Consider the following 18,723-nt stretch of genomic DNA (forward strand, 5'->3'; position numbering starts at 1 on the left):
GACCCTCCTGAACATTCCATGATTAGGGGTTGGACCGAGCTTGCCGGGTCTTTGCTGCAATGAACAGCCTCTAAGTACAAATCCCAAGCACAAAAAAGCCGCTGGTCAGCGGCTTTTTGGCGAAGATCGGCAATTTACAGCCCTGACATCTTCTTGATCGCACCCTCAAGGTCCTCAAGGCTGCAATCAGCACAAGTCCCCATCGGAGGCATAGCGTTCAAGCCATGCTTGGCGACCTGGGCCAACCCCTTGGTCCCTTTCTGCGGATCCTCAATTTTGAGCTCCGCCAATACAGTATCCAAATGACCTAACCGCTCCTTCCAGGCAGCGGTATCACCGATCTTCGGAGCATTCAGCAGGCCGGTGCCATGGCACGCGTTGCAATGCTTGGCGATCACGTCGTCCGGCGTTTTCGCACCGCCGCCGCCGCCCACTGCCACCGCCACTTCCATGCCTTTGCATTCCTGGCCCTCGACACAGACTTGGCCGACAGGCTCCAGGCGCTTGGCAATTTCATCATTGGTCGCAGCTTGAGCGCTGACAGCCCACAGGGCCAGTACGGTTGCTGGTGCAGCCAGCATTTTCATAATTAGGTTCACGCGTTCACCCTCAATGGTGGCTATTCACGCCTGCGGCCACGGTTTCGCAGGCGGCGAAAGTATAACGGTTAGCCCGTCCGGCTGAAACAACCCTATTAAATAAAGGGAGATTCAGCTTCGCGGAATACTGCTTGGGTGCCTCTGCAATGCTGGCAGGACGCCTCTTGTGTCAAAAGTTCGCGGGTGTGGCTGCGCTGATTAGTCGCGCCGGCACATCGAACGGGTTGCGAAAACGATGCGGCTTAGTGCTTTCAAAGTAGTAGCTATCGCCAGCTTCGAGCACAAAAGTTTCAAGACCGACCACCAATTCCAGGCGGCCCTCCACCAGAATCCCGGTTTCCTCACCTTCGTGGGTGAGCATTTCTTCGCCGGTGTCGGCGCCCGGCGGGTAGATTTCGTTAAGAAACGCAATCGCCCGGCTCGGGTGCGCGCGGCCAACCAGTTTCATGGTGACGGCGCCGTCCGAGATGTCGATCAGCTCATTGGCTTTATAGACGATCTGGGTCGGTTTTTCCTGGAGGATCTCCTCGGAAAAGAACTCGACCATGGACATGGGAATGCCGCCCAGCACCTTGCGCAAGGAGCTGATCGAGGGGCTGACACTGTTTTTTTCGATCATCGAAATGGTGCTGTTGGTGACACCCGCGCGCTTGGCGAGCTCGCGCTGGGAAAGACCCTTCAGTTTACGGATGGATTGCAGTCGTTCGCCGACGTCCAATGCAGGAGCCTCCTAGGATTCAGGCTTTGTTGTAATTGAGCGTTATCATGGCGACAGCGTTCAGTATTTACAACACTTGGGCCTAAATCCCGGCCAGCTCCACTCGTCAGCCGTGTTCAAGCCCCGGAGTAGAGCCTTGGCACGCGGCGCAGGTTGCAGAAGATCTGGTAGGGAATGGTCTCGGCGGCAGCCGCGACGTCACTGGCGAGGATATTTTTGCCCCACAACTCCACGGTGGAGCCAAGCCCGGCCTGGGGCAGGTCAGTGAGGTCGACACACAGCATGTCCATGGACACGCGGCCCAGCAATTGGCTGCGCTGCCCCGCCACCAGTACCGGTGTGCCGGTCGGCGCATGACGCGGGTAGCCGTCGGCGTACCCCAGGGCAACCACGCCGATGCGCATCGGTTTTGGGGTGATGAACCTGGCGCCGTAACCCACCGGCTCGCCGGCTGGCAGTTCGCGTACGCAGATGACTTTGGATTCCAGCGTCATCACCGGCTGCAAACGCGCGGCGATGGCTTGGTCCTCACCAAATGGCGTTGCGCCGTAGAGCATGATGCCCGGGCGTACCCAATCGCTGGACATGTTCGGCCAGCCCATCACCGACGGCGAGTTGCGCAGACTGACTTGCGCCGACAGACCTTGGCGCGCCGCTTCAAACACCGCCACTTGTTCGTCACTGCGTACACAGTCGAGCTCGTCGGCGCGGGCGAAGTGGCTCATCAGGACGATTTTCGCCACGTTCCCACTGGCCAGCAGGCGTTGGTAAGCCTCGTGGTAATCCTTGGGGTGCAAGCCAACACGGTGCATGCCCGAATCCAGCTTGAGCCAGATCGTCAGCGGCTTGCTCAAACGGGCTTGCTCGATAGCGTCCAACTGCCACAGCGAATGCACCACGCACCAAAAATCGTGCTCGATGATCAGCGGCAGCTCGTCGGCCTCGAAAAAACCTTCCAGCAGCAATACCGGCGCACGAATGCCGGCAGCACGCAGCTCCAGCGCTTCCTCGATACACGCCACGGCAAACCCGTCGGCCTCGGCTTCCAGCGCCTGGGCGACGCGCACGGCACCGTGGCCATAGGCATCGGCCTTGACCACGGCGAGGGCTTTGGCCCCCGTGACTTCACGGGCCAGTTGATAGTTATGGCGCAGGGCTTGAAGGTCGATCAGGGCACGGGCAGGACGCATGGCGGCAGGCTTCTAGGCGGCAGAGTGAAGAAAAACCGGCACCGACCAACAACGTCGGCGCCGGGCGAGGATCTGGGTTTAAGGCAGTGCGGCCACGACGGACAGCTCAACCAGGATTTGCGGCTCGCACAGCTTGGCTTCAACGGTGGCACGGGCCGGGGCAATGCCTTTAGGCAGCCACTTGTCCCACACCGCGTTCATGCCAGCGAAATCGGCGTCGATGTCTTTGAGGTAGATCGTCACCGACAGCAGCTTGGTTTTGTCAGTGCCGGCCAAGTCCAGCAAACGCTCGATATTGACCAGAGTTTCACGGGTCTGCTGTTCAATCCCGGCACTCATGTCGTCGCCGACTTGCCCTGCCAGATACACAGTACCGCTGTGAACAACGATCTGGCTCATGCGCTCATTGGTGAGCTGGCGCTGGATGGACATGTTTTGCGGACTCCTGGTGGTTGCCGTAACGGGAAATATCGAGGCCTTCGGCGCTGATCTGCGGGGTTTTCTTCGCCATCAGATCGGCCAGCAAACGACCAGAGCCACAGGCCATGGTCCAGCCGAGCGTGCCGTGGCCGGTATTCAGGAACAGGTTCTTGAACGGGGTGGCACCGACAATCGGCGTGCCGTCGGGTGTAGTCGGGCGCAGGCCGGTCCAGAACGTGGCTTCGGTCAAATCGCCGCCCTGAGGATAAAGGTCGTTGACGATCATCTCCAGGGTTTCACGTCGCCGTGGGTTCAGCGACAGGTCAAAACCGGCTATTTCAGCCATGCCGCCGACGCGGATGCGGTTGTCGAAACGGGTAATCGCGACCTTGTAGGTCTCGTCGAGAATGGTCGAGGTCGGCGCCATCGCCGGGTTGGTGATCGGCACCGTCAGCGAGTAACCCTTGAGCGGGTACACCGGCGCCTTGATCCCCAGCGGCTTGAGCAACTTCGGCGAGTAGCTGCCCAGAGCCAGCACGTAGCGGTCGGCAGTTTCCAGCTTGCCGTCGACCCACACGCCGTTGATACGGTCGCCCGCGTAGTCGAGGCGCTGGATGTCTTGTTCGAAGCGGAATTCCACGCGCAACTGTTTGCACATGTCGACCAGGCGCGTGGTGAACATCTGGCAGTCGCCGGTCTGGTCATTCGGCAGGCGCAGGGCGCCGGCAAGGATGTCGGTGACGCTGGCCAGGGCAGGCTCAACGCGGGCAATACCGGCGCGGTCGAGCAACTCGAACGGCACGCCGGACTCTTTCAACACGGCGATGTCTTTGGCGGCGCCATCCAGCTGAGCCTGAGTGCGGAACAGTTGAGTCGTACCGAGGCTGCGACCTTCATAGGCAATGCCAGTTTCAGCGCGCAGCTCGTCGAGGCAGTCGCGGCTGTACTCGGAAAGACGCACCATGCGCTCTTTGTTCACCGCATAGCGGCTGGCCGTGCAGTTGCGCAACATCTGCGCCATCCACAGGTATTGATCAATATCAGCCGTGGCCTTGATCGCCAGCGGCGCATGGCGTTGCAGCAACCACTTGATCGCCTTGAGCGGCACGCCCGGCGCGGCCCAGGGCGAGGCATAACCAGGCGACACCTGCCCGGCATTGGCGAAACTGGTTTCCATGGCAGCGGCGGGCTGACGGTCGACCACAACGACTTCAAAGCCGGCCCGCGCCAAATAGTAGGCACTGGTCACCCCAATGACGCCGCTACCCAAGACCAGAACGCGCATTTTTATATCCTCATCACGGGCTTAGCCGCTGACGTGTGTTATTCGAGCAATGATGAGCGCAGTGTAAAAAACAATGAGCAGTGCATTTCACTATATAAATGCCTATATTTGGCGACAATTCTCGGCAAAAACCCTTTTCACAGAGGCGTATCCCCTATGCGTACCAACACCCAGACCAAGCGGGAGCTGGACAAGATTGACCGTAATATCCTGCGCATCCTGCAAACCGACGGGCGTATTTCGTTCACGGAGCTGGGTGAAAAAGTCGGGCTGTCGACCACGCCGTGCACCGAGCGTGTGCGCCGCCTGGAGCGCGAAGGGATCATCATGGGCTACAACGCGCGGCTCAACCCGCAGCACTTGAAGGGGAGTTTGCTGGTATTTGTCGAGATCAGCCTCGATTACAAGTCCGGCGATACTTTTGAAGAGTTCCGCCGTGCGGTGTTGAAACTGCCGCACGTGCTGGAGTGCCACCTGGTGTCAGGCGACTTCGACTACCTGGTGAAAGCACGAATTTCCGAGATGGCCTCGTACCGCAAATTGCTGGGCGATATCTTGCTCAAGTTGCCCCATGTGCGGGAATCCAAGAGTTATATCGTGATGGAAGAGGTGAAAGAGAGCCTGAACCTGCCGATCCCGGACTGACTGGTACGACCCGATCAAAGGTGGGCTTGCCTGCTCCCACCTTTTGCCCGAGTACATCCTCTAGACAAGCACCTGCCGAGTGCTCGCCATGTATTCATGGATCTGCTTTTCGACTCGCGGATGAATCAGCTCCACCGGCCCCCGACCATTGGGGCACGGCAAGGTCTTGGTGGTACCAAACAACCGACAGATCAACGGGCGTTCGTCATACACCGTGCAGCCATTTGGCCCGAGGTGCACGCAGTTCAGCTCGTCCATGGCCGCGTCCTGCTCAGCAGCGGTCTTACGTGGCAGGCGCGACATCTCTTCAGGCGATGTGGTCACCGGCCCACAGCAGTCGTGGCAGCCGGGGACGCACTCGAACGAAGGAATCTGTCGGCGCAGCGCGCTGATTTTCTGGCTGTTGCAACTCATCGAAACACGTACCGAACGGCGAATAGGCGTTGATTCTGACGCAAAACGCCCTGCGCAGACAGCTTCGTCCGACCGCTGTATCCTGCGTCAAATTTTCCAAACAGGGATGCTCCCCATGACCGCCAGCGCCCGGCACACCGCTTCCTATTACGCCGCCAGCAGCGTCCCACAACCCGACTGCCCGGCGTTGGCGGGCGAAGTCAGCGCCGATGTGTGCGTGATTGGCGGTGGTTATTCCGGCCTTAACACGGCCCTGGAGCTAGCCGAACGCGGTTACAGCGTGGTGTTGCTGGAGGCGCGCAAGGTCGGCTGGGGCGCCAGTGGCCGTAATGGCGGCCAGCTGATTCGTGGCGTCGGCCATGGCCTGGAGCAGTTCGCCAATGTGATCGGCAGCGACGGCGTACGCCAGATGAAGCTGATGGGCCTGGAAGCCGTGGAGATCGTGCGCGAACGCGTCGAGCGCTATCAGATCCCCTGCGACCTAACCTGGGGTTACTGCGACCTGGCCAACAAGCCTCAGCATCTGCAAGACCTGGCCGAGGACGCCGAAGAGTTGCGCAGCCTCGACTATCGCCATGAAGTGCGCCTGCTGCAAGCCTGCGAGATGAGCAGCGTGGTCGGCTTGGACCGCTACGTAGGCGGCATGATCGACATGGGCTCCGGCCACCTGCACCCGCTGAACCTGGCCCTCGGTGAAGCCGCCGCCGCGCAGCAGTTGGGCGTGACGCTGTTCGAGCAGTCCGAAGTGACGCACATCGACTACGGCCCCGAGGTCAACGTGCACACCGCCCTTGGCAATGTGCGCGCCAAGACCCTGGTGCTGGCCTGTAACGCTTACCTCAATGGCCTGAACCCACACCTGAGCGGCAAAGTGCTGCCCGCCGGCAGCTACATCATCGCCACCGAGCCGTTGAGCGAAGCACAAGCCGCCAACCTGTTGCCGCAGAACATGGCTGTGTGTGATCAGCGGGTGACGGTGGATTACTTCCGGTTATCCGCCGACCGCCGTCTGTTGTTTGGCGGCGCCTGCCACTATTCCGGACGCGACCCTCAGGACATCGGCGCCTATATGCGCCCGAAGATGCTCATGGTGTTTCCACAACTGGCCGACGTGAAGATCGACTACCAGTGGGGCGGCATGATCGGCATCGGCGCCAACCGCTTGCCACAGATTGGCCGATTGGCCGATCAACCCAACGTGTATTACGCCCAGGCCTACGCCGGCCACGGCCTCAACGCCACGCACCTGGCCGGCAAGCTGCTGGCCGAGGCGATCAGCGGCCAGCAGCAGGGCCGTTTCGATTTGTTCGCCCAGGTGCCGCACATCACCTTCCCTGGCGGTAAACATTTGCGTTCGCCGCTGCTGGCGCTGGGGATGCTCTGGCACCGGTTCAAAGAGCTGGTCTGATCAATCGCGCCAGAACGGTTTCAGGCCTTCCTGGCGCGCTTGTTCGGCGGTCAGCCCAACGTCGCGCAGTTGCTCACGCGTCAAGTGCAGCAAGGCTTGGCGCGTGTGACGGCGGTGCCAGAACAGATGCCAGCCGCTGATATTGCGCGGCGTTGCCGCCCGCTCTTGCCCTGCCTGCAACTCCTGACTGTGTAACATCAAACGCACATCGCTTATGCCGCTCATTTTGCTGCCCCTCATTTGCTTGTTGCCATGAGTGACTAGAGTGAGCGCGCACGCCAAACCATTACAGATTCAACCCATCTTTATTAAATCCATACAGATACTGCCAAAGTGTGCCTGAATCCTGTATTTTCCCGGTATCTGTACTGGTCCCTCGGGAGTGACCGCCATGACCCTTTACGTCAACCTCGCCGAATTGCTCGGCACTCGCATCGAGCAGGGCTTCTACCGCCCTGGCGATCGTTTGCCCTCTGTACGAGCCTTGAGCGTTGAACACGGGGTCAGCCTGAGCACCGTGCAACAGGCCTATCGCTTGCTGGAAGACAACGGCCTGGCAATGCCAAAGCCCAAGTCCGGCTACTTTGTACCCGTTGGGCGCGAGCTGCCGGCGCTGCCCGAGGTAGGCCGCCCAGCCCAGCGCCCGGTGGAAATTTCCCAGTGGGATCAGGTGCTGGAACTGATTCGCGCGGTGCCCCGCAAAGACGTCATACAGATGGGCCGGGGCATGCCGGATGTATTGTCGCCGACCCTGAAACCCTTGCTGCGCAGCCTTGCACGGGTGAGTCGCCGCCAGGATCTGCCAGGGCTGTATTACGACAACATCCTCGGCTGTATGGAGTTACGCGAACAGATTGCGCGACTGTCATTGGATTCCGGCTGCCAGCTGATGGCCGAAGACATTGTGATCACCACAGGTTGCCACGAGGCGCTGTCCGCCAGCATCCACGCCATTTGCGAGCCGGGCGATATCGTTGCCGTCGACTCGCCGAGCTTTCACGGCGCCATGCAGACTCTCAAGGGCCTGGGCATGAAAGCCTTGGAAATCCCGACGGACCCGGTCACAGGCATCAGCCTCGAAGCACTGGAGCTGGCCCTGGAACAATGGCCGATCAAGGTCATCCAGCTGACGCCCAACTGCAATAACCCCTTGGGATACATCATGCCGGAAGCGCGCAAACGCGCGTTACTGACCCTGGCCCAGCGCTTTGACGTGGCGATCATCGAAGACGATGTGTATGGCGAATTGGCCTACAGCTACCCTCGCCCGCGCACGATCAAATCCTTCGATGAAGACGGCCGCGTGCTGCTATGCAGCTCGTTCTCGAAAACCCTGGCGCCTGGCTTACGTATTGGCTGGGTTGCGCCCGGGCGCTATCTGGAGCGGGTGCTGCACATGAAATACATCAGCACCGGCTCCACCGCGACCCAGCCGCAGATCGCCATCGCCGAGTTTTTGAAAAATGGCCACTTCGAACCCCATTTGCGGCGGATGCGCACCCAATACCAGCGCAATCGCGACGTGATAATCGACTGGGTCAGCCGCTACTTCCCGGTGGGCACGCGCGCCAGCCGACCCCAGGGCAGCTTCATGCTGTGGGTCGAGCTGCCGGAAGGCTTCGACACGCTCAAGCTCAACCGGGTGCTGGTTGAACAAGGGGTACAGGTGGCTGTGGGAAGCATCTTTTCTGCTTCCGGCAAGTACCGGAACTGCCTGCGCATGAACTACGCTGCCAAGCCAACCGCGCAGATTGAAGAAGCGGTACGCACGGTCGGCGCCGCCGCAATTAAAATGCTCGCCGAGGCTGCAGACTGACCTTTCGCACAAGTCAGCCGTCATATGCCCATAACCGCCCTGACCTGGAAGCAGCGCCTTTGATGATTCGACGGCTTTTACCGTTTTTCCTGCTGGGCGTCCTGGCGCTGGGCGGCTGCGCTACTGTCCATGCACCGCGCATCCCCAGCGACGCCCTGCCCGCCGCGCAATCATCGTTCGGTCGCTCTATCCAGGCGCAAGCGGCGCCGTATAAGGGGCGCTCAGGCTTTCGCTTGCTGCCCAACAGCAGCGAAGCCTTCATGGCCCGCGCCGAGCTGATTCGCAACGCCCAAAGCAGCCTTGACCTGCAGTACTGACGGCATCAGCACGCGCATGCTCGTGGATGAACTGCTCAAGGCGGCCGACCGTGGCGTGCGTGTGCGCATCCTGTTGGACGACACCACCAGCGACGGCTTAGACCAGGTCATCGCCACCCTCGCCGCCCACCCGCAGATCGAAATCCGCCTCTTCAACCCACTGCACCTGGGCCGCAGCACCGGCGTGACGCGGGCCATGGGCCGGCTGTTCAACCTGTCGCTGCAACACCGGCGTATGCACAACAAACTGTGGCTGGCGGACAACAGCGTGGCCATTGTCGGCGGGCGCAACCTGGGCGACGAGTATTTCGACGCCGAGCCCAGCCTCAACTTCACCGATATCGACATGCTTAGCGTGGGCCCGGTGGCTGAGCAGCTCGGCCACAGTTTTGACCAGTACTGGAACAGCGCACTGAGCAAGCCGATTGATGAGTTCGTCTCCAGCGTCCCGTCCAAGGGCGACTTGGCCACCGCACGCGCGCGCCTTCAAGACTCGCTGGCAGAATCTCGCCAGCAGAACCACACCCTGTACAACCGCTTGCGCACCTACCAGACCCAGCCGCGCATGGACATTTGGCGCCGCGAGCTGATCTGGGCTTGGAACCAGGCGCTGTGGGATGCCCCGAGCAAGGTGCTGGCCAAGGCCGACCCTGACCCGCGGTTGCTGCTCACCACCCAACTGGCACCGGAGCTGGAAGGCGTCAACCATGAGCTGATCATGATTTCGGCGTACTTCGTGCCCGGGCAGCCTGGGCTGGTGTACTTGACCGGCCGCGCCGATGCCGGGGTATCGGTGAGCCTGCTAACCAATTCCCTCGAAGCCACCGACGTCCCGGCCGTGCACGGCGGCTATGCGCCGTATCGCAAGGCGCTGCTGGAGCACGGCGTAAAACTCTACGAACTGCGCCGTCAACCCGGTGACCCCAGCGCAGGCAGCGGCCCGCACCTGTTTCGTCGGGGCGCCTTCCACGGCTCGAACTCCAGCCTGCACAGCAAGGCGATGATCTTTGATCGGAAGAAGTCGTTTATCGGCTCGTTCAACTTCGACCCACGCTCGGTGCTGTGGAACACCGAGGTCGGCGTGCTGGTGGACAGCCCCGAGCTGGCGGAGCACGTGCGCAACCTGGCGCTGCAGGGTATGGCACCGACATTGAGCTACCAGGCGAAATTGCAGGATGGGCAAGTGGTGTGGGTGACCGAAGATAACGGCCAGTTGCACACACTGACCGATGAACCCGGCAGTTGGTGGCGCCGGTTCAATGCCTGGTTCGCCACTTCAGTCGGCCTGGAACGGATGCTTTAAGGACAGAGTAGATCCCTGCCATCGCGGGCTTGCCCGCGATGGCAGAGTGTCAGGTACTGTATTGGCAGCTGACACACCGCTATCGCAGGCAAGCCAGCTCCCACAGTTGATTGCATTTCAGGTCAGGCCGGTTGCGCGACGCCAAACGCCCCCTGGCGCAACAACAGCACCACCAGCCCCAGCGCCCCGGCCGCCATCAGCAACGGCAATGCATGCCCGCTGATCCACTGGCTGCCCGCACCGGCCACCAGGGGCCCGATCAGGCAGCCTATGCCCCATAACTGCGCCACGTGGGCATTGGCGCGCACCAGCGCATCATCGCGGTAACGTTCGCCGATCAGGATCAGCGACAACGTGAATAACCCACCGGCACTGGCGCCGAAGACCACCCACATCGGCCAGATCAGCGGCGTGTGCAGCAGCAGCGGAATCGCCAGGCTTGAGGCCAGCAACAGCACCGCACAGCTCAAGAACAGCGTGCGTCTCGGCAAATAGTCCGCCAATGCGCCGATGGGCAATTGCAGCAGTGCATCGCCGACCACCACCGTGCTGACCATGGCCAAAGCAATCTCGGCCGTGAAACCTTGCTGCAGGCAATACACTGGCAGCAGCGTCAGAATCATCGCCTCGAACGCCGCGAACAACGCCACCGCCCAGGCAATCGCTGGCAGGCTCCGGCAAAAACGCCACAGATCGCCGAAGGTGACGCTGAAGGATTCGGCCGTCGGCGCACCGGAGCGGCCCAGCAACAGCAACGGCGCGACCAACAACAGGCCCGCGCCCACCCAGAAGCCGTAATCATGGTCGGTGCCCAGAGCGCCCAGCAGCAATGGCCCCGACAATTGGCTCAAGGCATACGTGCACCCATACAACGCCACCAAGCGGCCACGCCATTGCTCGACCACTAACTGGTTGATCCAGCTTTCACCGAGGATAAACACGATGGTCAGGATCACCCCGATCATCAGCCGCAGCACCAGCCAGACCGGGTAGCTGGGCAGGATTGCCAGCAGACCGATGGACACCGCACCAGCCCACAGGCACAAGCGCATCAGGTGGGCGGTGCCCAGCCATGAGGCCATGCGGCTTGCGACCTTCGCGCCCAGCAGTACGCCGAAGGCCGGCATGGCTGCCATCACCCCAATGGCGAAACTGCCGTAGCCCCAGCCTTCCAGGCGCAGGGACACCAGCGGCATGCTGACGCCCAAGGCCAGGCCGACACTCAGTACCGAGGCCAGGACGGCGAAATAAGTCGCCCAACGCATGTCCACGCTCCTGTGGATAATTTTTAAAACACACAAACCAGTGCGGGAGCGGGCTTGCCCACGATACAAGCACCTTGGTGTGTCCGTCACACTGAGGTGATGCTATCGCAGGCAAGCCAACTCCCACAGTTGGCCTGCGGTGTTACTTAGAGCTTGATCCAGGTCGCCTTCAGCTCGGTGTACTTGTCGAACGCATGCAGCGACTTGTCGCGGCCGTTACCCGATTGCTTGAAGCCACCAAACGGAGCGGTCATGTCGCCGCCGTCGTATTGGTTAACCCACACGCTGCCAGCGCGCAGGGCCTTGGCGGTCAGGTGCGCCTTGGAGATATCCGCCGTCCACACCGCTGCGGCCAGGCCGTATTGGGTGTCGTTGGCGATGGCGATGGCTTCTTCAGCACTGTCAAAGGTGATCACCGACAGTACTGGACCAAAGATCTCTTCCTGGGCGATTTTCATGGCATTGGTCACACCGTCGAAAATCGTCGGCTCAACGTAAGTGCCGCCGGTTTCTTCCAGGGTGCGCTTGCCGCCCGCAACCAACTTGGCGCCGTCGGCGTGGCCAGCTTCGATATACGACAGCACGGTGTTCATCTGCTGAGTGTCCACCAGCGCGCCGACGGTTGTTGCCGGGTCCAGCGGGTTGCCTGGCTTCCAGCCCTTGAGGGCCTCGATCACCAGCGGCAGGAATTTATCCTTGATCGAACGCTCCACCAGCAGGCGCGAACCGGCGGTGCAGACTTCGCCTTGGTTGAAGGCAATGGCGCCCGCGGCGGATTCAGCAGCCGCTTGCAGGTCTGGCGCATCGGCAAACACGATGTTCGGGCTCTTGCCGCCGGCTTCCAGCCACACGCGCTTCATGTTCGACTCGCCGGAGCGGATCAACAGCTGCTTGGCGATCTTGGTGGAGCCAGTGAACACCAGCGTGTCGACGTCCATGTGCAGCGCCAGTGCGTTACCCACGGTGTGGCCGTAGCCCGGCAGCACGTTGAATACGCCTTTTGGAATACCGGCCTCAACAGCCAGGGCCGCGATGCGGATGGCGGTCAGCGGAGATTTTTCGGACGGCTTGAGGATCACCGAGTTACCGGTCGACAGCGCTGGGCCGAGTTTCCAGCAGGCCATCATCAACGGGAAGTTCCACGGCACGATGGCGCCAACCACGCCGACTGGCTCGCGGGTTACCAGGCCGAGTTGATCGTGCGGGGTGGCGGCAACTTCGTCGTAGATCTTGTCGATCGCCTCGCCGCTCCAGCTCAGGGCATTGGCTGCGCCTGGGACGTCGATACCAAGCGAATCGCTGATCGGCTTGCCCATGTCCAGGGTTTCAAGCAGCGCCAGCTCTTCGGCATTGGCCTTGAGCAAGGCAGCGAAACGGATCATGGCGGATTTGCGTTTAGCCGGCGCCAGGCGCGACCAGATACCGGAATTGAAGGTGGCGCGGGCATTTTCTACAGCGCGCTCGGCGTCGGCGGCGTCGCAACTGGCAACGGTGGCCAGCAGGCGGCCATCGACCGGGCTGATGCATTCGAACGTGTCACCGGAAACGGCGGCGGTGTATTCGCCATTGATATAGGCGCGGCCTTCAATCTTGAGATCCTTGGCGCGTTGTTCCCAGTCGGCACGGGTCAGGGTGGTCATGCGAGTGTCCTCCTCTTATTGAATACGAGGGCCAGGTGATGTCCCCCGGCAGCCTCAAAGAATTCTTGCCCGGCCAGCCTGCTGTTCGGCTCAAGGCAGCTGCCACCCTAAACCAGCGGCTGGGGATGTTTCAATATATTTGACATAACGGCGGTAAACGCCCTTGCGATGTTCATTTTAATAAACATAGACTTTGGGCTCACCAACCCCAGGCCAGACGGGACACGCACATGAGCATCCAGGACATCGTCGACTTCAGCCAAGCCAACACCGCCCCCGAACGCTACCGGCCTGCCGCCGAAAAAGTCCTCAAGGGCGATCCCGAGCAAACACTCTACAACCACTACAACAGCCCGTGCGGCCAAATGAGCGCCGGAGTCTGGGAAGGTGAAGTCGGGCAATGGAAGGTCAACTACAGCGAGCATGAATACTGCGAGATCGTGCAGGGCGTTTCGGTGCTGCGCGATGCTGACGGCAACGCCAAGACCTTGCGTGCCGGCGACCGCTTCGTGATCCCCGCAGGTTTCAGCGGCACCTGGGAAGTACTTGAGCTGTGCCGCAAGATCTACGTGGTGTTCGAACAAAAGGCCTGATCAGCAAATCGCAGGCAAAAAAAAGCCCGACTCGTGAGAGACGGGCTTTTTTTCACAAGGAGGAAAATCAATTACTTGATTTTGCCTTCTTTGTAGATCACGTGCTTGCGAACGCGCGGGTCGAACATTTTCTTTTCGAGCTTGTCCGGGGTAGTACGCTTGTTCTTGTCGGTAGTGTAGAAGTGACCAGTACCGGCGCTAGAGATCATTCGAATCAATTCACGCATGATAAAGCTCCTTAGATCTTGCCAGCGGCGCGGATTTCGGCCAGCACGACAGTGATGCCGCGCTTGTCGATGATACGCATGCCTTTGGCAGATACACGCAGGCGAACAAAACGTTTCTCTTCTTCAACCCAGAAGCGGTGATGCTGCAGGTTCGGCAGGAAACGACGACGGGTTTTGTTATTTGCGTGGGAAATGTTATTCCCAGTCACCGGACCCTTACCGGTAACTTGACAGACTCTCGACATGCCTCAGCCCTCTAAAACCACATGCCCAACCCGGCATGGGTTGGCCGCTTAATCTCTCAGTCATTTGGCGCCAGGCGCCGCGTTTCTTTAAGGGTCTTACCGGCTACACCTACAGTGAAGGAACCGGGCCCCTAGAAAAGAGCGCTGCTTTATACCAGAAAGACCCAAGTGCAACAACAGCCCGTGTATTTTTACCGGCGTAAATCTTGGCGATAGCCGCCCGAACCGTTGCCAGGAGGGGCCGCTGCAACAGCCGACCACTCGTCGCACAGAATGATTTACCGCGCCCGCCCGCACACAAACGTGCGAGGAGAAACGCGCTGAGGCGCCATCAAAACAGCATTTTGCCCAAATGCACAGGCAAAAATGGGCTAGTCATTTATCAATCAGACCTCTACGGTAGGCTTTTTCCAGACTGCACTCGCAGATGGGCCTTCGATCTGCAAAGGAAACCGCATATGCGCCTCGCCGCCCTATCGCTATTGCTAGCCCCTCTATTTATCGCGCCGGCGGCCCTGGCTGCTACCCGTTTGAGCGTTTGCACCGAAGCCAGCCCCGAAGGGTTCGATGTCGTGCAATACAACTCACTGACCACCACCAATGCCTCAGCCGACGTGCTGATGAACCGCCTGGTGGACTACGACGCGAACAGCGGCAAATTGGTGCCGAGCCTCGCGGACAGCTGGGACGTTTCGCCGGATGGCCTGACGTATACCTTCAGGTTGCACCCGGGGGTGAAGTTTCACCGTACCGAATACTTCACCCCAAGCCGTACGCTGACCGCCGAAGACGTGCGCTTCAGCTTCGAACGCATGCTCGACCCGGCCAACCCATGGCACAAGATCGCCCAAAGCGGCTTCCCCCATGCGCAATCCCTGCAATTACCGACACTGGTCAAGAAAATCGACGCCCTCGACCCGCTGACCGTGCGCTTCACCCTCGATCACGCCGATTCGACCTTCCTTGCCGCCCTGAGCATGGGTTTTGCCTCGATCTACCCGGCCGAATACGCCGACAAACTGCTCAAGGCCGGCACGCCTCAAAAGCTCAACAGCCAGCCCATCGGTACTGGGCCGTTTGTGTTTGTACGCTTCCAGAAAGATGCCGTGATTCGCTACAAAGCCAACCCGGATTACTTTGCGGGCAAACCGGCTGTGGATAACTTGATCTTCGCCATTACCCCGGATGCCAACGTGCGCCTGCAGAAACTGCACCGCGACGAATGCCAGATCGCCCTGTCACCCAAGCCGCTGGACGTAGGCGAAGCCGAAAAGGACCCGGCATTGAAGGTGGAGAAAACCGCCGCCTTCATGACTGCATTCGTAGCCATTAACAGCCAGCACCCGCCGCTGGACAAGCCGCAAGTGCGCCAGGCAATCAACCTGGCGTTCGACAAGAACAGCTACCTCAAGGCCGTGTTTGAAGGCACCGCCGAGGCGGCAAATGGCATTTACCCACCCAACACCTAGAGCTATGCCAACGACTTGCCTGGTTATCCACAGGACATTGCCAAGGCCAAGACGCTGCTCGGCCGCGCGGGACTCAAGGACGGCTTCAAAACCACTATTTGGACTCGCCCGACGGGCAGCCTGTTGAATCCCAACCCCAACCTCGGCGCCCAACTGTTGCAGGCGGACCTGGCCAAAATCGGCATTCAGGCAGAGATCCGAGTGATCGAATGGGGCGAACTGATTCGCCGCGCCAAGGCCGGCGAACATGACCTGCTGTTCATGGGCTGGGCCGGCGATAACGGCGACCCAGATAACTTCCTGACCCCGCAGTTCTCTTGCGCAGCGGTGAAATCCGGCACCAACTTCGCCCGCTACTGCGACCCCGCGCTGGACAAACTGATCAGCGCCGGCAAGACCACCAGCGAGCAAGGCGTACGCAGCAAGCTGTACCAACAGGCCCAGGCGCAGATTCAGCAGCAGGCCTTGTGGCTGCCATTGGCACACCCGACGGCGTTTGCCCTGGCCCGCAAAAATGTCGAGGGTTATCAAGTGAGCCCGTTTGGTCGTCAGGACTTTTCCAAGGTCAGCGTCAAACCCTGAGCCACCACCCCGCCCCTATGGGCGGGGTTACAGCCACCCGTATTCCGCCATCGACAGCGGGTCACCATCGCCCACGATGATGTGATCCAGAACGCGAACATCCACGACGTCCAAGGCTTTTTGCAGCATCTTGGTCAATTTACGATCAGCCGCACTCGGCTCGACGCTCCCGGAAGGATGGTTGTGACACAGGATCAATGCTGCCGCGTTGTACTCAAGTGCGCGCTTGACCACTTGCCGAGGATAAACCACGGCAGCATCGATGGTGCCCTGAAACAACGCCTCGAAGCCCAGCACCCGGTGCTTTGAGTCGAGAAACAGGCAGCCGAAGATCTCGTGGGGCTCATGGCGCAACAACGCTTTGAGGTAATCGCGCACGGCCAAGGGGCTTTCCAGCACCGACTCCTTGCGCAGGCTTTCAGCCATATGCCGCCGGGACATTTCCAGCACGGCCTGCAACTGGGCAAATTTCGCCGGGCCCAGCCCCAAATGCCTACTGAACAGCGTCTGGCTGGCCTCCAACAATGGGCGAAGGCCACCGAATTGCGCCAATAAATGGCGCGCCAGGTCGACCGCGCTTTTGCCGGAAACCCCGGTACGCAGGAAGATCGCCAACAGCTCGGCATCCGACAGGCTTGCCGCGCCCCACTCCAAAAGTTTCTCCCGTGGACGTTCCGCCACAGGCCAATCGCGAATACTCATCCCACCTCCATGTGCATGTGCGCCGCTGTTGCCAGACAGACGCTGTGTTATCTTAAGCCCTCTTTTTTGCGTGCGATTTCCCCTGGGGAGGGGGTATCGCAGGCGTCACTGAACTGGCATCACTGAACTGGAAAGGCAAACCAATGCAGCGTCTGTATCGGAAACGCATCGTTCTCGGCGTCGGCGGCGGCATTGCCGCCTACAAGAGCGCAGAGCTGGTTCGCAGGCTCCTGGACCAAGGCGCCGAAGTGCGCGTGGTCATGACCCGCGGTGGCAGTGAGTTCATCACCCCGCTGACCATGCAAGCCCTGTCCGGCCACCCGGTTCACCTTGACCTGCTGGACCCGGCGGCAGAAGCCGCGATGGGCCATATCGAGCTGGCCAAATGGGCCGACTTGGTACTCATCGCCCCGGCGACCGCCGACCTGATCGCCCGCATGGCCCAAGGCATCGCTGATGACCTGCTGACCACCCTGGTACTGGCCACCGACGCCACCGTCGCCATTGCCCCGGCCATGAACCAGGCCATGTGGCGCGACCCGGCCACCCAGGCGAACACCCAACTCCTGCAAAGCCGAGGCCTCAAAGTGTTCGGCCCCGCGTCCGGCAGCCAGGCCTGCGGCGACGTCGGCATGGGCCGCATGCTCGAAGCCACCGACCTGGCGCTGTGCGCCGCCGAGTGCTTCCAGCACCTGGCCCTGACCGGCAAGCACGTGCTGATCACTGCCGGCCCGACCCAGGAAAACATCGACCCGGTGCGCTACATCACCAACCATAGCTCAGGAAAAATGGGCTTTGCCTTGGCGGAAGCCGCGGTCGAGGCAGGCGCGCGCGTCACCTTGATCACCGGCCCGGTGCATTTGCCGACGCCTGATCGGGTGACGCGAATCGACGTAGTCAGCGCCCGAGACATGCTGGCAGCCTGTGAGGCAGCGATTCCCTGCGATCTGTTTATCGCTTCGGCAGCGGTCGCGGACTACCGCCCGGAAGTCGTCGCCCCGCAAAAGCTTAAGAAAGACCCTACAAGCGGCGACGGCCTGCTCCTGCAAATGGTGCGCAACCCGGACATTCTGGCAACTATCGCCACGCGTTCAGACCGCCCGTTCAGCGTCGGCTTTGCCGCCGAAACCGAGCACCTGCTGGACTACGCCGCACGCAAGTTGAAAGACAAAAACCTCGACCTGATCGTTGCCAATGATGTCGCCAACCCGAGCATCGGCTTCAACAGTGAGGAAAATGCCATCAGCGTGATCGACCGCGAGTTGCACGCCACCGTTTTCGCCCAGACCAGCAAGGGCAAGATTGCCCGCCAACTGATCTCATTTATCGCCCAACGGCTGAACCAGGTTTAATTTACATGCACGCTTTGCAAGCCAAGATTCTCGACCCCCGCATCGGCAACGAATTCCCACTGCCGGCCTACGCCACCCCAGGCTCCGCCGGGCTGGACCTGCGCGCCATGCTCAAGGAAGACACCGTCCTCGAACCGGGCCAGACCCTCCTGATTCCTACCGGCCTGTCGATCTATGTCGGCGACCCGGGCCTGGCGGCACTGATCCTGCCGCGCTCCGGCCTGGGCCACAAACACGGCATCGTACTGGGCAACCTCGTAGGCCTGATTGACTCCGATTACCAGGGCGAGCTGATGGTGTCGTGCTGGAACCGTGGCCAGACCGCCTTCAACATTGCTGTCGGCGAACGCATCGCCCAATTGGTGCTGGTGCCGGTGGTGCAGGCGCGCTTCGAGCTGGTACAGGAATTCGACGAGACCCAACGCGGCGCGGGCGGCTTTGGGCATTCCGGCAGCCACTGACTAAGCTGAACCAGGCTGGGCGCCTGTGCCCGGCCTGACGCTAACGCATGGCTTTTCAGGATGAACAATGCG

18 protein-coding genes and 2 pseudogenes are annotated in these 18,723 nt (G+C 60.7%); 8 read left to right on the plus strand and 12 right to left on the minus strand.

Features of this window, described 5'->3' with window-relative positions:
- Positions 1-134: 134 nt before the first annotated feature.
- The 5 genes from E0F99_RS00615 to dadA all read right to left on the minus strand — a co-directional run bounded on the left by E0F99_RS00615 (position 135) and on the right by dadA (position 4,212).
- A complete protein-coding gene (locus E0F99_RS00615) occupies positions 135-587 on the minus strand; it encodes a c-type cytochrome (protein ID WP_165447597.1) in 453 nt (150 codons plus the stop codon).
- Positions 588-768: 181 nt separating this feature from the next.
- Positions 769-1,317, minus strand: a complete 549-nt coding sequence (locus E0F99_RS00620; protein WP_017135864.1) for a cupin domain-containing protein — start codon at positions 1,315-1,317, stop codon at positions 769-771.
- Positions 1,318-1,433: 116 nt separating this feature from the next.
- On the minus strand, positions 1,434-2,507 hold the full coding sequence (gene alr / locus E0F99_RS00625; protein ID WP_083356129.1) for an alanine racemase: 1,074 nt from the start codon (positions 2,505-2,507) through the stop codon (positions 1,434-1,436).
- Positions 2,508-2,585: 78 nt separating this feature from the next.
- Positions 2,586-2,939, minus strand: a complete 354-nt coding sequence (locus tag E0F99_RS00630; RefSeq protein ID WP_083356128.1) for a RidA family protein — start codon at positions 2,937-2,939, stop codon at positions 2,586-2,588.
- Entirely contained in the window at positions 2,911-4,212 is a 1,302-nt protein-coding gene (gene dadA / locus E0F99_RS00635) for a D-amino acid dehydrogenase (RefSeq protein ID WP_083356127.1), read from the minus strand. The genes E0F99_RS00630 and dadA overlap by 29 nt, the downstream gene beginning before the upstream one ends.
- A gap of 156 nt (positions 4,213-4,368) precedes the next feature.
- Here dadA and E0F99_RS00640 point away from each other — a divergent pair, with 156 nt between their 5' ends.
- Positions 4,369-4,857, plus strand: a complete 489-nt coding sequence (locus tag E0F99_RS00640; protein ID WP_003176896.1) for an Lrp/AsnC ligand binding domain-containing protein — start codon at positions 4,369-4,371, stop codon at positions 4,855-4,857.
- Positions 4,858-4,917: 60 nt separating this feature from the next.
- Here the strand turns inward: E0F99_RS00640 and E0F99_RS00645 are convergent, their stop codons facing one another.
- Positions 4,918-5,271, minus strand: a complete 354-nt coding sequence (locus E0F99_RS00645) for a YkgJ family cysteine cluster protein (RefSeq protein ID WP_003176897.1) — start codon at positions 5,269-5,271, stop codon at positions 4,918-4,920.
- Between the two features lie 115 nt (positions 5,272-5,386).
- Here E0F99_RS00645 and E0F99_RS00650 point away from each other — a divergent pair, with 115 nt between their 5' ends.
- Entirely contained in the window at positions 5,387-6,679 is a 1,293-nt protein-coding gene (locus E0F99_RS00650) for an NAD(P)/FAD-dependent oxidoreductase (protein ID WP_083356126.1), read from the plus strand.
- On the opposite strand, the gene E0F99_RS00655 is transcribed toward E0F99_RS00650, so the two are convergent.
- On the minus strand, positions 6,680-6,904 hold the full coding sequence (locus tag E0F99_RS00655; RefSeq protein WP_083356125.1) for a DUF1127 domain-containing protein: 225 nt from the start codon (positions 6,902-6,904) through the stop codon (positions 6,680-6,682). It lies immediately after the preceding gene.
- 166 nt (positions 6,905-7,070) lie between these two features.
- Here E0F99_RS00655 and E0F99_RS00660 point away from each other — a divergent pair, with 166 nt between their 5' ends.
- Positions 7,071-8,495 carry an aminotransferase-like domain-containing protein gene (locus E0F99_RS00660; protein WP_083356124.1) on the plus strand — a complete coding sequence of 475 codons (1,425 nt, stop codon included), beginning with the start codon at positions 7,071-7,073 and terminating at the stop codon, positions 8,493-8,495.
- Between the two features lie 62 nt (positions 8,496-8,557).
- Positions 8,558-10,115, plus strand: a pseudogene (locus E0F99_RS00665) (phospholipase D family protein).
- Positions 10,116-10,237: 122 nt separating this feature from the next.
- On the opposite strand, the gene E0F99_RS00670 reads toward E0F99_RS00665, so the two are convergent.
- Together E0F99_RS00670 and E0F99_RS00675 are read right to left on the minus strand one after the other, a co-directional pair.
- On the minus strand, positions 10,238-11,380 hold the full coding sequence (locus E0F99_RS00670) for an MFS transporter (protein WP_083356123.1): 1,143 nt from the start codon (positions 11,378-11,380) through the stop codon (positions 10,238-10,240).
- Positions 11,381-11,526: 146 nt separating this feature from the next.
- Positions 11,527-13,020 carry an aldehyde dehydrogenase gene (locus tag E0F99_RS00675; protein ID WP_083356122.1) on the minus strand — a complete coding sequence of 498 codons (1,494 nt, stop codon included), beginning with the start codon at positions 13,018-13,020 and terminating at the stop codon, positions 11,527-11,529.
- A gap of 230 nt (positions 13,021-13,250) precedes the next feature.
- On the opposite strand from E0F99_RS00675, the gene E0F99_RS00680 reads away from it, so the two are divergent.
- Positions 13,251-13,613 carry a cupin domain-containing protein gene (locus E0F99_RS00680; protein ID WP_083356121.1) on the plus strand — a complete coding sequence of 121 codons (363 nt, stop codon included), beginning with the start codon at positions 13,251-13,253 and terminating at the stop codon, positions 13,611-13,613.
- A gap of 71 nt (positions 13,614-13,684) precedes the next feature.
- Here the strand turns inward: E0F99_RS00680 and rpmG are convergent, their stop codons facing one another.
- On the minus strand, positions 13,685-13,840 hold the full coding sequence (gene rpmG / locus E0F99_RS00685) for a 50S ribosomal protein L33 (protein WP_003176906.1): 156 nt from the start codon (positions 13,838-13,840) through the stop codon (positions 13,685-13,687).
- Between the two features lie 11 nt (positions 13,841-13,851).
- Complete coding sequence (gene rpmB, locus E0F99_RS00690; protein WP_003176907.1) at positions 13,852-14,085, minus strand: 50S ribosomal protein L28; 234 nt, start codon at positions 14,083-14,085, stop codon at positions 13,852-13,854.
- A gap of 458 nt (positions 14,086-14,543) precedes the next feature.
- On the opposite strand from rpmB, the pseudogene E0F99_RS00695 reads away from it, so the two are divergent.
- Positions 14,544-16,136 (plus strand): annotated as a pseudogene (locus E0F99_RS00695) (ABC transporter substrate-binding protein).
- Between the two features lie 27 nt (positions 16,137-16,163).
- On the opposite strand, the gene radC reads toward E0F99_RS00695, so the two are convergent.
- A complete protein-coding gene (gene radC, locus E0F99_RS00700) occupies positions 16,164-16,838 on the minus strand; it encodes a RadC family protein (RefSeq protein WP_083356120.1) in 675 nt (224 codons plus the stop codon).
- A gap of 143 nt (positions 16,839-16,981) precedes the next feature.
- On the opposite strand from radC, the gene coaBC reads away from it, so the two are divergent.
- Positions 16,982-18,190, plus strand: a complete 1,209-nt coding sequence (gene coaBC / locus E0F99_RS00705) for a bifunctional phosphopantothenoylcysteine decarboxylase/phosphopantothenate--cysteine ligase CoaBC (RefSeq protein ID WP_083356119.1) — start codon at positions 16,982-16,984, stop codon at positions 18,188-18,190.
- A gap of 5 nt (positions 18,191-18,195) precedes the next feature.
- Positions 18,196-18,651 (plus strand): dUTP diphosphatase, encoded by a 456-nt coding sequence (gene dut, locus E0F99_RS00710; protein WP_083356118.1) that lies wholly within the window; start codon positions 18,196-18,198, stop codon positions 18,649-18,651.
- The last annotated feature ends 72 nt before the right edge of the window (positions 18,652-18,723 follow it).

Origin of the sequence: Pseudomonas antarctica, from assembly GCF_900624995.1 — a bacterium.
GTDB classification, from domain to species: Bacteria; Pseudomonadota; Gammaproteobacteria; order Pseudomonadales; family Pseudomonadaceae; genus Aquipseudomonas; species Aquipseudomonas antarctica.